At 70.8% G+C, this 14,921-nt stretch carries 7 protein-coding genes; 4 read left to right on the top strand and 3 right to left on the bottom strand.

Annotated features, from left to right (window positions below):
- Positions 1–287: 287 nt before the first annotated feature.
- From ACFUNE_RS21970 to ACFUNE_RS21980, 3 genes are read right to left on the bottom strand one after another with little or no spacing between them, the layout of a single operon-like run.
- Positions 288–803, bottom strand: a complete 516-nt coding sequence (locus tag ACFUNE_RS21970; RefSeq protein ID WP_383570486.1) for a hypothetical protein — start codon at positions 801–803, stop codon at positions 288–290.
- Positions 800–2,239: a hypothetical protein gene (locus ACFUNE_RS21975; RefSeq protein ID WP_383570489.1), complete on the bottom strand. Its 1,440-nt coding sequence runs from the start codon at positions 2,237–2,239 to the stop codon at positions 800–802. Before ACFUNE_RS21975 ends, ACFUNE_RS21970 begins: the two co-directional genes overlap by 4 nt.
- Positions 2,240–2,288: 49 nt before the next feature.
- On the bottom strand, positions 2,289–2,723 hold the full coding sequence (locus tag ACFUNE_RS21980; RefSeq protein WP_383570492.1) for a hypothetical protein: 435 nt from the start codon (positions 2,721–2,723) through the stop codon (positions 2,289–2,291).
- Between the two features lie 262 nt (positions 2,724–2,985).
- On the opposite strand from ACFUNE_RS21980, the gene ACFUNE_RS21985 reads away from it, so the two are divergent.
- From ACFUNE_RS21985 to ACFUNE_RS22000, 4 genes are all read left to right on the top strand, one after another.
- The gene (locus ACFUNE_RS21985; protein WP_383570495.1) at positions 2,986–10,083 is read left to right on the top strand and encodes a DEAD/DEAH box helicase; all 7,098 of its coding nucleotides are present in this window, start codon (positions 2,986–2,988) and stop codon (positions 10,081–10,083) included.
- Positions 10,080–12,461 (top strand): UvrD-helicase domain-containing protein, encoded by a 2,382-nt coding sequence (locus ACFUNE_RS21990; protein ID WP_383570498.1) that lies wholly within the window; start codon positions 10,080–10,082, stop codon positions 12,459–12,461. The genes ACFUNE_RS21985 and ACFUNE_RS21990 overlap by 4 nt, the downstream gene beginning before the upstream one ends.
- Positions 12,462–12,790: 329 nt before the next feature.
- A complete protein-coding gene (gene tuf / locus ACFUNE_RS21995) occupies positions 12,791–13,960 on the top strand; it encodes an elongation factor Tu (RefSeq protein WP_383570501.1) in 1,170 nt (389 codons plus the stop codon).
- A 71-nt stretch (positions 13,961–14,031) separates the two neighbouring features.
- Positions 14,032–14,883: a patatin-like phospholipase family protein gene (locus tag ACFUNE_RS22000; RefSeq protein ID WP_383570503.1), complete on the top strand. Its 852-nt coding sequence runs from the start codon at positions 14,032–14,034 to the stop codon at positions 14,881–14,883.
- The last annotated feature ends 38 nt before the right edge of the window (positions 14,884–14,921 follow it).

Below are 14,921 nucleotides of genomic sequence, written 5' to 3' on the forward strand. Positions count from 1 at the left end.
AGCAGTCGTCGCGCTGCGCCGCAACTTGCTCACGATTAGTCATACTTGCTGGCCGTGACAGTGTGGGGAGGTGGGGAAGGTTTTCCCAACCATCCTTCTTTTCCCTACCGGATACCTGTATCGCTCGAATCCCGGAGCCCGCATCCCGACGCCTGCATCCCGAAGCTCAAGCGTCGGGACCGCACCTCATCGGCGTACCCGCGAAAGAGTGAACCGCCCGGTGCCGGACCTCGAAGCTCAGGTGCCGGGCTTCGAGCTCCGAGGCGACACACGCATCTCACGGGCGCTCAGAACGCCTGCACATACACCCGGGTCCTGTCCGCGTCCAGTTCAAGCACGTGGATCTCGATCCACTGGACCTCGCTCCGGCGGCTGTCCCCGACGCAGGGCGGGCAGACCCCGGCCCAGCGGGCGCCCTTCTCGCTCTGGGGCTCGGCGAGTCCGAGGTGTCCGAAGAGTTCGGTGGGGGACGGGAGATCCTGGTTCCTGGCGCGCAGGGGCTTCTCGGGACGCAGATCCTCCGCCACTCGTACGGCGGTCTTCTCGTCGGTCACGAAGGAGAGCAGGTAGATGTCCTCCTGCGGATTGATCTGCACGGCGCCCTCTACCTCTGTCGCGCTCTCGGGCACCGCCACCTTCATGAACGCCGATGCCTCCGGGGCGCCCATGTCCTTTCCCCAGTGCGAGGCGCGCTCGTCCGTCGTCCGGTGTTCATCCCCGCCGGCACTCGAACAGGAGGTGAGCAGCAGGGCGGCCCCGAGGGCCGCGAACAGCCGTGGCCGCAGGGCAGATCGGTCGTTCACCGGTTCTCCTCGTCGCCGCGCGAGACGTCCCCGCGGGACCCTTCGCGCCCAGGGTCCGCCGGTGTCACCCCGGGGGCTGAGCCACTGTTCAGATCCTGGGTGTAGGTGCTGCTGCTACCGCGCATGTCGAATTCCTGGGCGAAGCCCACTTTGTGCAGGCGCCCCATGTCGTCGTCGGGAATGGTGACACCACCGGGGAACGTCGTCGATTTTCCGGAGTCCCAGTTGTACCGGTCCCACACGTTGACCTGGTAGTCGAGCGAGACCTGTGGCTTGCCGCCGTCGCCCGGACTGACGGTGACCATGCCCGAGACGTTCTGCTGGTGCGACCCGACCGCGTGGAACCATTCGTCCTCCCCGAAGGTCCGCCCGATCGCCTGGCTCTCCACGGGAACGACGACCGTCCTGTCGCCGCCGGCCTTCTCGAACTCATCGAGGGCCTTCTGACGCCATGCTTCCTGGTTCTCGGTGATGTGAAGCGTGCCGACGTCGGTCCGGAACCCGGAATCGTCGTGCAGGATGCGGTCGACGTCGAGGTCGAGCGGCTCGCCGGTGCCGCTGAGGTAATGCTGCATGTTGCGGGATGCCGCGACCTCTCCTGTCACATCGCCGCCTGCGGCGATCGCTTGAGCCTGCGTCAGGACCCAGAGGTCGTGAGCGGTGGGATCCTCCGTGTCGAATGCTCCCGAGCCGGCGTCGGCCGGTCTCCACTCGTACAGCGGGGCCATGATGCCTGCTTCCCGAAGGTCGTCGCCACGCTCCCGCAGCAGGATGCCGCGGGTCACCGGATCGAGATCACGCCACCACTCCGCCACGGCGGCCCTCCCCTTCGGCATGTCGGCGGCCTTGCCGGCCTCCTCCAGGGAGGGATAAGGGCTCTTCACAGGGCTTCTGTTGAAGCCGTTCATGGTCCCGTCCATGACGTCGGAGTCGACCACGGCGGCTGCGAGGGCGAGCCTGATGCCGTCGTCGGCGTCAGTGACCGCCTGGACCGCTTGGTCGAGGAGATCGCCCCACCGGGTCACCTGTGCGCGCACGCTTTCCTGGTAGCCGGGATCATGCACGTACGCACTGCGTGCACTCTGACTGAGCTGTTCGGTATCGAACGAAACGACGCCCTGGTCGGAGACGCGCATGCCGTCCTTGATCGCGTCGGTGCGCACGGTGTTCACCCTGCCCCGGAGGGCGGCGAGCTGGGTGTGAGAATCCCGCAGGATGGACGCAATCGCCTTGGCCTCCTCCTGAGCCCCCTGTAGCTCCTTGAGTGTCACGGTGAACCTGTAGTGCGCGGCATCGGCGCTCTGGCCGACCCATGACGGTCCGATTGAGACGCCATGGACATCCCGTTCGTACTGCTCCTCGATCGTCTTGAACTTGCCTGCCATCTCACCCCACTTGTCGGCGGCGTCGGTGAGTTTGGACAGGTCGCTGCTCATCACTTCGTGATAGGTCGGCACGCATCCCCCGGGGCGGTCGGTCGGCTGGTCAGTAGTCGTCGATCGGGGACGGCGGACCCAGTTGCGAGCCGATGCCGATGTCGTCGTTCCGGAAGTCGATGCCCGTCTTGCTCAGGGCGTGCTTCTCCGACGCCAGTCGACCCAGCAGCGCCTTGACCTGCTGCTCCCACGTCCGGTGCGCCTTCTTCAACGCAGCCGACGTGTCCCAGCCGTATCCGTCCCTGGCACCGAGCTCCTTGACCACCGCTTTCACGCTCTCGGCGGCGTGCTTGCCGTCCCTCTCGACGTCGGGTTCCAGATCATCGTTGATGGCCTTCGCCGCCGCCTGCTTCTTCTCCGGGCTCGAGGCGAGATCCGGGGCGCCGCCGCCCCCTGCCGTCGGGGCGAGCTGGTTCAGTCGCATCGAGTCCGTGCGCTGGGCGGCCACATCGTCCTTGATCTGCTTCCACTCGTCCCAGGCCATGGCCCCCCCCCGTCAGTGTGATCGTTCCCGATAAACATACGGAACGGCAATGCTCGGACGACAGCTGGTGCCTGGCCAAAAGCCCGCTGCCGAGTGTCTGACGTGTGGCTGTCCTGCACGAGCCCGTCGAGCGTGCGGATCCGGGAACAGGCGGTCCGTTGTCGGATGCCGCCAGTAGGGTGGAATCGATCACCGGTCACCAAGGGCTGGACCGATGAAGACCGCGAAAGCTTCACCGAACGACACGGGGGCGGGCAGCGCCATGAGACCCACACTGGCCGCGCAGGCGCTGCGCGACACCACCATCGAATACCTGACCACGACGTTCGCGCTGGCGGAGCCCGATACACAGGGCGCGCTCACCGACTTCCTCACCGATCCGGTCGACGGGCTGTTCCGTGGCCCGTACCTGCGGATCCGCCGCCCCTTCCGAGCCGCGGCGGACGGGTGGCAGCAGCACCTCGACTGGTGGCAGCCGACGCCCTGGCCCTACGCGCACCAGGCCGAGGCCTTTGCCCGCCTGACCACGAAGGACGGGCACACCCCGCAGCCGACGCTGGTGACGACCGGCACCGGCTCCGGCAAGACGGAGTCGTTCCTGGTTCCCGTCCTCGACCACTGCCGACGGGCGAAGGCGGCCGGGCGCCAAGGCGTGAAGGCGATCCTTCTGTACCCGATGAACGCCCTCGCGGGCGACCAGGCGGACCGGCTCGGCACGCTCCTCGACGATCCGAGGCTCGCGGACGTGACGGCGGGCCTCTACATCGGCGGGGCCGCCTCCGGGCGGGCCGCCTCCCCGTACGGCCGCGTCATGGTGGAGCGCGCCGAGATGCGCCGTAACCCGCCGGACATCCTGATCACCAACTACAAGATGCTCGACATGCTGTTGCAGAGGCAGCACGACGCCCCCCTGTGGCGGGACGCGGACCTCACCTACATCGTCATCGACGAGTTCCACACGTATGACGGTGCCCAGGGCACCGACGTGGCGATGCTGCTGCGCCGGCTCGCCGCCGCTGTGGGTGCCGACGAGCCGGGCAGGCCGCTGGGGTCGATCTGCCCGGTGGCGACCTCGGCGACGCTGGGTGCCGCTCAGGGCGGTGGGGCAGACAGGACCGGCGAGGCCCCGGACCGCGGTCCGAGGCCCATGCTGGATGTGGCGTCCCAGGTGTTCGGGGTCCGGTTCCCCGACGACGCAGTCGTGGGGGAGGACCGGCTGGACCTCGACGCGCTGCTCTCCGGGGTCGACCTGTCCCTCCCCCTGCCCTCGCCCGCCGAGCTGACCGCCCTGCCGGACCCGGCGCGAACCCCGGGGCCCGGCGGGCTCGACCCGGTCGCCCGGGCCACGCTCGGCTGCGACACATCCGACCCCCGGGAGATGGGCAGACGGCTGCAGGCGCACCCGTTGACGCGCGCCCTGCTGCGGGCGGAGGTGGATCGGCCGCTGACGGCCGTGGAGGCGCTGGCCTCCTTCGACCCGGCGTCCGTGTGGCGCGTCACCGCCGCCCAGGACCCCGAGACGGCGGCGTCCGCGCTCGCCCGGTTCATCGCCCTCATCTCGGTGGCGCGCGATCCCGAGGCCCCCGCCGGCGTGGACCGGCCCTTGCTGCTGATCGAGACACACCTGTGGATGCGCTCGCTGTCCCGGGTGCTGCGCTTCGTCTCGCCGAGCCCGGTGTTCTCCTGGTCCGACGCCGATCAGGCAGCCACGGGGCCGACCGCGACAGGCTCGCAGGCCGACGGGCTCCGAGCCGTGGCCCTGGCCGCGAGGGAGGAGCGCCGCAGCCAGGCCGCAGGTACAGGGCGCTTGCCGTCCGTCTACTGCAGGCACTGCGGGCGCTCGGGCTGGAGCGCCATATGCCCCGAACGAAACCCGAGGGCACTCGGCCACGCACCCGAGGAGATCTACCGCCGCAGTGCGGCCGGGGGCGCCGGTAAGGGCAGGGTCCGGGCGCTGATCGCGGCGACCCCCGCCGAGGCGGCCGAGCAGGCCCGAGCCGTCCTCGGGCAGCGCAGGCGGCGGGGGCGGCGTGCCGCGATCCACGACGCGACCGTGATGGTCCTGGAGAACAACGGCGAAGCCCTGCGGCCCATAGACCCCGACGAGGTCCTGCTGGACGACGGAGGCATCGCCGGAGCACCGGACAACGGCGTCTATGTCACCGCCTGGTACGACAACGCCGAAGCGGACGCCTACGCACGCCAGGACCGCTGCCCCGCCTGCGGCCAGGCGCAGGGCATCCGCTTCCTCGGCGCCGGTGTGGCCCCGCTCGCCTCGGTCGTCGTCACCCAGCTGTTCACCGGCGGGGAACTGCCGAAGAAGGACGAGCAGGGGCGCGACCGGCGGCGGACGCTGATCTTCAACGACTCGGTTCAGGACGCCGCCCACCGGGCGGGATTCGTCGGCAGCCGGGCCTGGAAGTTCTCGCTGCGCTCCCTGATCCACCAGGAACTGCTCCGGCGGGGCGACAACGATCCGGGCCACGGTGAGAACGGGGTGCCGCTCAACGACCTGATCGCCTCCCTGGTGATCAGCAGCGCCGCCGCACCGTCCGACGACTCACCGCTGGCCGCAGTCGTACCGCCGGACCTGCACGACCTGGACCCCGTCAAGCGGCTCCTCGACGGCAGGAAGCGCATCCCGAGGAGCACCTGGAAGCTTGTCGGTGAGCGGCTGGCGTTCAACACCCTGATGGAGTTCGGCCTCCGTTCCCGGTTCGGCCGGACCCTCGAACTGACCCGCACGGTCGCCGCCGAGGTCCATCTGGACGATCCGGCCAGGGTGGCCCAGGCCGCCGCGGCGCTCCACGACACGGTGCTCGACGAGCACCGGCGACGGCAACTCCCCCTCGCAACGGCCGATGACCCCGCCGAGGCCGACGACGGCGCGGACGCCGGCACCCCCGGCCGCCTGCCGGCCGACGGCCCCGACCGGCTGCGGCGGTTCGAGGGCTTCGTCCGCGGCCTGCTGGAACATGTGCGCCAGAGCGGAGGGCTGCACCACTCCTGGCTGGACAGCTTCATCGACGACGAGGGCCGCAACCGCTATCTGATCTCCCACCGGCGCCCCGAGGGGATGCCGTCGTTCGGCCGGAATTCGGAGGCGCCCGCCTTCATGCTCGTCGGCGCCCGCCCCGGTCGTACGGACTTCGAGCGGGTGGACACCCGCGAGAGCTGGTACGTCGACTTCGCCTACCGCTGCCTCGGCCTGGACCCCGCCGTCGCCGCGCCCTACCTGGCCCGGCTCGTCCCACTGCTCGCCGACAAGGACATCGGGGCGCTGGCCCACCGCCCCACCGGGGAAGCCCGGCAGGGCAACCAGCGCGCACACGGCGTCTACGGCCTCACCCCCGGCCACGTCCGGGTGCGCCCGCTGGCCGACGAGCAGACCGCGCACGCGGCGCTGACCTGCCCGGAATGCGGCTGGACACAGACCGTGCCGCCCGAGCGGCTGCCCGTATGGCAGGGGCTGCCCTGCCCGCTGAAGCGGTGCGGGGGCGCGCTGACCGTGCCCTCGGCAACGGCCGACGGCCGCGCGCGCCGCGACTTCCGCCAGGACTACTACCGCCGTCTGTACCGCGATTCCGGGCCGTACAGCGTGGTCGCCGCCGAGCACACCGGCGTGCTGGACCGCAAGGAGCGCGAAGAGGTCGAGAAGGGCTTCCGGCAGGGGACGCGCCACACCGACCCCAACGTTCTCTCCTGCACACCCACGCTCGAACTGGGCATCGACATCGGCCAGCTGGAAGCGGTCATCCTCGCATCGCTGCCACCGTCCACCGCCGGGTACGTCCAGCGGGTCGGCCGGGCCGGCCGCTCCACCGGTAACGCCCTCATGGTGTCCCTGGCGGACACCAGCCCCCGTGCGCTCTACCACCTCGCCGAACCCCGCTACCTGATCGCCGGTCCGATCCATCCGCCCGGCTGCTTCCTCTCCGCCGGTGAACTCCTGCGCCGTCAGTTCACCGCGCACCTCGTCGACCTGGCCGCCCGCGGACGGCTCGACGGTGTGACGCCGCTCCCGGACCGGGTGACCGCGCTCTTCGGCCGGTCCGGCTGGCTCACCGCGCTGGGCCGCCACACGACCGGCCGGACCGACCTCGTCAAGGACTTCCTGCGCCTGTTCCCGCAGATCGAGGGAGTCCCGGACTCCGGCGTCACGGACGATGCCCGCCGAGCGCTGATGGAATTCGCCCAGGGAGGGCTCGCCCGAAAGCTGCACAAGGCCGAACAGGCCTGGGAAGCCGAGCGGGCAGAGCTCGCCGAGCGCCGCAACCTCATCAACGCCGCGGCCGACGAACTCCAGGACAGCCTTCAGGACGAGGCCCGCGAGAAGCGCAACCTGACACGTGAAGCCGTAGGCGTCAGCAAGCGGTTGCAGGAGATGGGGCAGTCGGACGCCCAGGGTTTCCTCGTCGAATACGGGCTGCTGCCGAACTACAGCCTCGTCGAGGACGGCGTGCGGCTGGAGGCGATGCTCACCTTCAAGGAGCCCGTGCGTCAGAACCGCGACCGAACGGACGACGCCCCGCTGTCCCGCTGGCGTACCGAACCGCGGGTCTACGAGCGACCCGCGGAGTCGGCGCTGACCGAACTCGCCCCCGGTAACGCGTACTACGTGCGAGGCTACCGGCACGTCGTCGACGGCTTCGACCTCGGACCACGCGAGAAGAGCGGGGACAGCAACCACCCCGCGGCCGTGCAGAGCTGGCGGGTGTGCGAGGAATGCGGACACGTCCGCACGCACAGGGCCGAGAGCGACACCTCCGCCTGTCCACGCTGCGGTGGCAGGGGCATCGGTGGACGGTCGGCCCTCCACCAGGTCATCGTGCCCCGCAAGGTCACCGCACGGGACAAACGCGACGACGCCCGGATCATCGACGACCACGAGAACCGGAGCCCCGGCTCGTACACCGTGGCCACGGCGGTCGACATCGACCCGCACGACATCAGGCAGACCTGGCGGCACACCCGGGCCACCTTCGGCGTCGACCACGTACGCAAGGCCGTCATCCGCCGGTTCAACCTCGGTCCAATCAAACACGGGCGCCGCGCGGACACCTCCTTCGCGGGGACCCCCGTCGCGCTGTCCGGATTCACCCTCTGCCCGGAGTGCGGCGGCGCGACCGAACGCGAACAGGGCCACGCACCCCAGCAGGAGGCGATCAGCGAATCCCTCGCCGGGCGGGCCGACCTGGCCCACCACCGCCCCTGGTGCCCGACCAGAAGCCGCGCCCGGCCCGCCCAGCCACAGGACCTGCGGATCATCACCGCCACCGAGCACCGCACGGAGGCGCTGCGCATCCTGCTGCCCGCGGCGACGCTCCTCGTCGAAGAGCGTCTCGCCTCCTTCTCCGCCGCCCTGCACCTGGGGCTTGCCGCGCGTTACGGCGGCGATCCGGCGCACATCCGGTCCACGCCGAGCACCGAACCCGACCGGGACACCGATCTCACCCGTCACTACCTCGTGCTCTACGACTCGCTGCCCGGCGGTACCGGCTACCTCCAGCGGCTCGCGGAGGGCAACGGCGCCGAACTGCGCGCCGTACTCGCCGCCGCACAGGGGGCACTGCGCGCCTGCCCGTGCAAGGACGGGCAGCGCCGTGCCTGCCACCTGTGCCTGCTGGGCTACGCCCCCCAGCGCGAATACCCGCGCATCGACCGGCAGGAAGCCCTCTGGATGCTCGACGGGCTCCTCGGCGAGGACGGCAGCTCCGGATGGGAGGTGCGCGAGGAGAAGTCCGGGAACCACCTGCGCTTCGCCGAGCAGGCGGAGAGCGACCTGGAGCGCCGATTCATCGACTGCCTGCACCGATGGCTTGCAGACCCCGGGAACCACGCCCGATACGGATACGGCGAGACACCGACCGGGCGGCTGGGCAACCAGGTCACCCTGCGCCGGCCCGACGGCACGCCTGTCCGCTGGGAGATCGTCGCCCAGAAGTACGTGACGGAGCACGGCACCCGCCCCGATCTGCTGCTGCGCCCCGTGGCCGGAGACACCACGACCGACGGCGCCCCGCCCCTGCCCGTCGCCGTCTACCTCGACGGCTACCGCTGGCACGCCTCCTCACGCACCAACCGCATCGCCGACGACGCGGCCAAGCGGGCACGGCTGCGTGCGGACGGTGTCCTGGTGTGGCAGATCACCTGGGACGACGTGATGGCGTGGGAGGCGTTCCTCGACGCCACGCCGAAGAAGTCCCAGGAAGCCTTGGACCAGGAGGCCCCTGTCAGTCCGCTCGCGGGGGTGATCGCGGGTGCTGCCACTGATGCTGCCTGGCCCCCCTACCCGGTGGCCGGGCAGGACTCTCCCGGAGGCAGGGCACGGGCCAACTGGGAGAAGCGGCGGCAGGACCCGGCGGAGATCGACACTCTGCTGTACGCCGGAGCCATCCCCTCCCTGCTGGGCTTCCTGCGCAACCCCGACCTGAAGCGCTGGCAGGCACTCGCCACACTGAGCGTCGGAGCGTTCCTACCCGTCCTGCGCAAGGAGGACGTCATCGACTCCGCCCCGGCCGCAGCCGTCGGCTGGGCGGCAGCAGTGCTGCGCGGGGAGCATCCGCCCGCCGTCACCGGGCAGGGGCTCAAGCTGATCTCCACCCGCGACGCCTCGGGTCTGCCCTTGGTCCTGATCGCCGACCGGCAGCACGAGGGCGGACCGCGGTGGAGCGCTCTCGCCGTGCTCGACGACCGGCAGGAGGCGGTGCACGGTGACCGGCCGGACCACCGGCGCAGGTGGAAGGCCTGGCTGTGCTGGGGCAACATCCTGCAGTTCCTGGACCCCACCGGTGCGGGCCGCGCCGACGGCCTTCAGCTGGCCCGAACCGCGCTCGACGGCTTCGACGCGCGGCTGCTGGCCGCCATGTCCTCCGCGAGCACCGGACTGCTTCCCGCCCTGCGCGAAGAACTGCCGGGCACCGGTCTGCGGGGGCCCGCGCCGCAAATTGCTCCCGAGGCCGGGGACCAGGGGGTGGACGACAGGCTCGGAACGGACGCCGCGGACACGCCTGCGGCGAGCTCTGCGACCGCTGTCGAGCAAGCGCTCTGGGAAGCCCTGCTGGACGAGATCGCGGAAGCGGAGGATCCAGAGCTCGAAGCACTTGCCCGAGAGCTCGCCGGCCGCCGTGACGTCCGCGCGGCGACCGTCGGACTCGACCTCGACGGTGTCTCGCACCCCATCGAACTCGCCTGGCCGCACCGTAAGATCGGCATTGCGCTGTCCGAAGACGCGGGCGACGCTTCCTACTTGTCGCAGTGTGCCGCCCTGGGGTGGGACGTCCGGTCCGCCGGTGCGTGGACAGCCGAAGAACTCGCCGCACTGCTGCGGGACGAGTCCGTGGAGGGGGACAGCCGGTGAGCAGGGTCAGAACACAGGTCACGGTCTCCCCGCAGGCCCACGAGGACATCAGGCGACTCGGCCCCGCGGCGAAGGCGAGCCTCGGCGACTTCGCGCGGCGGCTGCGCGCCGACCGGACCAACCGCGCCCTGCGCCTCACCCCGCTTCGTGCGGCCGGAAACAACGGGCGACTGTCACTGGCCACTCTCCAGGGCGATCGCATGGCCCTCCTGCTGGAGACCGAGGAGAACCGCTTCACGGTCCTCGCCTTGCGGGAGGGCGTCCACGCGCACGAGGAACTGGCACGGCTCACCGTCGGGATCAACGAGGTGTCCGGCGGTGTCGAGCTCATCGACCGGTCCGAGGCCGACGCCACTGTGGTGGCGTTGCCGGAACGCGTCGAGCCCGGACCGTCCCCGGCCGGCGATTCCGAGTCCGCTGTCCCCGCGCCCGGCGGTGGGGAGACCCCCCAGGACGAAGCGACCCCGCCGCGTGTGCTGCGTCCGCCGATCTTCGGACGCCACGACGACGCGACGCTGACCGGCCTCGGTGTCGTACCAGCTCTCCTTCCCGTCCTTCGGCGCATCACCGAGGAACGTCAGCTGGAGGCACTGCTCGAACGCAACCTGCCCGAGCTCACCAAGGACGTCCTGCTCGGGCTGTACACCGGCATGGACCCGGACGAGGTCCGCCGCCAGATCACCAGCCAGTGGAAGACCGCGGACGTCGACCCCCACGACTGGGTCGAGGCCGCCCGCCGCCCCGTCTCCCAGGTCAGCACCGACGACTCCGCCGTCCTGGACGCGCTCGGCGAAGGGTTCGAGACCTGGCGGCTCTTCCTCCACCCGGAGCAACGGCGCCTGACGACCATCGACTTCAAAGGTTCCGCCAAGGTCACCGGCGGCCCCGGCACCGGCAAGACGGTGGTTGCCCTGCACCGGGTCCGTCATCTCGTCCAGCAACTGCCGCCGGGGTACGACCGACCCGTACTCCTGACCACGTACAACACCAACCTCGCCGCCGACCTCAAGCACCGCCTGCACCAACTCGGCGGCGACGACCTCGTACGACGCGTCGACATCAAGAGCGTCGACCTGCTCGCCCGCGAGGTGATCGAGCAGCAGCCCGGGGAGGACGTCGGTATCCCGCTCGGCGACGAGGCCGCGATGAACCTGTGGCACAACGTCTGCACCGAGGCCGGCGTGTTCGACTTCGACGCGGACTTCCTGGACTCGGAGTTCAAGCACGTCATCCTCGCCCAGGGGATCGGCACCCTGGCGGCCTACCGGCGTGTCTCCCGGCCCGGCCGCGGACCGTTCCAGCGTCCCCAGCGAAACGCCCTGTGGGGACTTGTCGAGGCGTATCGCGCCCACCTGGACGCCGCCCCTCGGCAGACCACGTACGCGCTGATCGCCGACCGGGCGGCCCGGATCGAAGAGCACCGCATGGCCCGCGTCGAGGAACAGCGACGCTACAAGGCCGAGCACGGCGGGCTCGACCTCATCCACCGTGAGGCCGGCAGCGGCATGTGGCTCAAGCATCGCTACCGGCACGTCGTGGTCGACGAGGCCCAGGACCTCTCCGCTTCCCACTGGCGCATGCTGCGGGCCATGGTCCCCAAGGGGCGTAACGACATCTTCCTCGTCGGCGACGCCCACCAGCGGATCTACGCCCACCTGGTCGTGCTCGGCCGACTCGGCATCGAGACCCGTGGACGCGCCTCACGCCGTCTGACCCTCAACTACCGCACGACCCGCCAGATCCTGGGGAGCGCCCGCGGGCTCGTCGCACACGAGAGGTTCGACGACCTCGACGAGGGGACCGACTCCCTGGACGGTTACCGCTCCGTCCTCTCAGGTCTGGCCCCCCAGTTCTGGCGCGCCCCCGACTGGCGGACCGAGATGCGGGCGGTCGCCACGCTCGTGAGGGAGCGCCACGACCGGTACGGCACTCCGTACTCCGCCATGGCGATCAGCGTGCCCAACGGTGCGGCGGCGACCCAGATGGCCTACACGCTGAGCCAGGAGCCGTTTCTCATCCCGGCCACCGAACTCGGCAGGGAGGGGCCCCGCAACAGCGAGGGCGTACGGGTGGGCACGATGCACCGCTTCAAGGGCCTGGAGTTCCAGCGGGTCTTCCTCACCAGCGTCAGCGAGGGACAGATCCCCGACCAGCGCTCCGAGGCATACCGGATGGCCAGCCCCGACCGCTACCGCCAGGAACAGCAACGAGCCCGCTCGCTGGTGTTCGTGGCCGCGACCCGCGCCCGAGATGAACTCGTCGTGACCTGGAACGGTCGTGCGAGCCGCTTCCTCCCGGACGACGCCGACCGCACGGCCTTCAGCGCCACCGAACTGCTCTCAGGCGACGGACCGCCCTCCGGCTCTGCGGCTGCGTAGCTCCTGTCCCGCTGAACCCATCTGTGCGGCGGTGGGTTCTTCCCGCGCCGAAAACCATTCGACGCCGTCGCACCGCTCCGCCATGATCGGGGCATGTTCCGGTACGCCTTCCTCGCAGCGCAGTCCGCAGTCGCGGACACGCCGAAGGCTGCCGTGGAGCCTGCGAGTGCATGCGCAGCAGCTGCTGACGCAGCGTTCACCGCTGCGGCGGCGCCCTTCGGCGGCGCCCGAAGCTGACCCTCCCCCGACAGTCCGGCGGACCCCGTAAGGGGAGGGTCGGCGGGGCCCTGGGGTCTTCTCTCTCAGCTTCGAACACCAAGGAACGAGCCATGCCCAAGACGGCATACGTGCGCACCAAGCCGCACCTGAACATCGGCACCATGGGCCACGTCGACCACGGCAAGACCACCCTGACCGCCGCCATCACCAAGGTGCTCAGCGACCGCGGGACCGGCACCTTCGTGCCGTTCGACCGGATCGACCGGGCCCCCGAGGAGGCCCAGCGCGGCATCACCATCAACATCGCGCACGTCGAGTACGAGACCGACACCCGGCACTACGCGCACGTCGACATGCCCGGACACGCGGACTACATCAAGAACATGGTCACCGGAGCGGCGCAGCTCGACGGGGCGATCCTCGTCGTGTCCGCGCTCGACGGCATCATGCCGCAGACCGCGGAGCACGTCCTGCTGGCCCGTCAGGTCGGTGTCGACCACATCGTCGTCGCCCTCAACAAGGCCGACGCGGGTGACCCCGAGCTCACCGACCTGGTCGAGCTGGAGGTCCGCGAGCTGCTCACCGCGCACGGCTACGGCGGCGACACCGTGCCCGTCGTGCGGGTGTCGGGGCTCGGCGCGCTCCAGGGCGACCCACGCTGGACCGCGTCCGTCGAGGGGCTGCTGGACGCCGTCGACACGTACGTACCGATGCCGGTGCGCTACACCGACGCGCCCTTCCTCCTGTCCGTGGAGAACGTGCTGACCATCACCGGCCGCGGCACCGTCGTCACCGGAGCCGTGGAGCGCGGCACGGTGCGGGTCGGGGACCGTGTGTCGGTGCTCGGCGCGGACATCGAGACGGTCGTCACCGGCCTGGAGACGTTCGGCAAGCCGATGGAGTCCGCGGAGGCGGGCGACAACGTCGCGCTGCTGCTGCGCGGGGTCGAGCGTGACCGGGTCCGGCGAGGCCACGTGGTGGCCGCGCCCGGCAGCGTCACCCCGAGCCGGCGCTTCACCGCGCAGGTGTACGTCCTGTCGGGCCGGGAGGGGGGAAGGACCACGCCGGTCACCACGGGATACCGGCCGCAGTTCTACATCCGCACGGCGGACGTCGTCGGGGACGTGGACCTCGGCGAGGCGGCGGTGGCCCGGCCCGGCGACACGGTCACCATGACCGTCGAGCTCGGCCGTGACGTGCCGCTCGAGTCCGGCCTCGGCTTCGCGATCCGCGAGGGCGGACGCACGGTGGGCGCCGGCACGGTCACCGGTCTGCTCTGAAGGGCCCGGGCGCTGCCCGCCTCCCCGACCCAGTGGAGGCGGGCCGCGCCTCCTGCGGCAGACTGAGCGCCATGGCAGACACAGCTCTCGTACTGGGTGCCGGTGGAGTCACCGGCACCGCCTGGGAAAGCGGCATCCTGCACGGGCTCGCCAAGGCGGGTGTCGACCTCTCCACCGCGGATCTGATCGTAGGGACCTCGGCGGGTGCGATCGTCGGGGCGCAGCTCGCATTCGGACCTGCCGGCGTCGACGACCTCTACGAACGGCAGCTCGCCGCGCCTGAGAACGGGGAGGCGGTGTCGGGCCGTCTCGGCCCCGTCACCGTCCTGCGCTACGCGCGGGCGTTGCTCTCCTCCCGTACGCCGGACGAGTACGGCCGCAAGCTCGGGGCCCTGGCCCGCGACAGCCGGCCCGCGGCGGCCGCGGCCGAACGGCGGGAGATGATCGCGAGCCTGCTGCCGTCGTCCGAATGGCCGGAACGGAACCTGCTGGTCACCGCCGTGGACGCCGCCACCGGCGCGCTGCACACCTTCGACAGGACGGGCACGGTCGCGCTCGCCGACGCCGTCACCGCCAGTTGTGCGATCCCCGTGGTGTGGCCCGTGGTCAGCGCCGGGGGCCGGAACTGGATCGACGGCGGAGTGCACTCCCCGGCCAACGCCCAACTCGCCTCCGGCTACGGACGTGTGGTCGTGATCGCACCCACCGCCAGTGGCAGCAGGGTGATCGTCTCGCCCCGTGCGCAGGCTGCCGGACTGGAGGCCGCAGGTGCCCGCGTCGAGGTCATCACCCCGGACGCCGCCAGCAGGAAGGCCGTCGGCCGCAACTCCCTGGACCTCGCACGACGGGCCGCGGCGGCCAGGGCGGGCCTCGCCCAGTCCGCCGCGCACACCGAAGCGGTCGCCGCGGTGTGGAACGGCTGATCCGGCGGGAAGAGCGCCGGACGCCCCTCACAATGGGG

It is taken from the genome of Streptomyces sp. NPDC057287, assembly GCF_042667905.1.
Classification (GTDB): Bacteria; Actinomycetota; Actinomycetes; order Streptomycetales; family Streptomycetaceae; genus Streptomyces.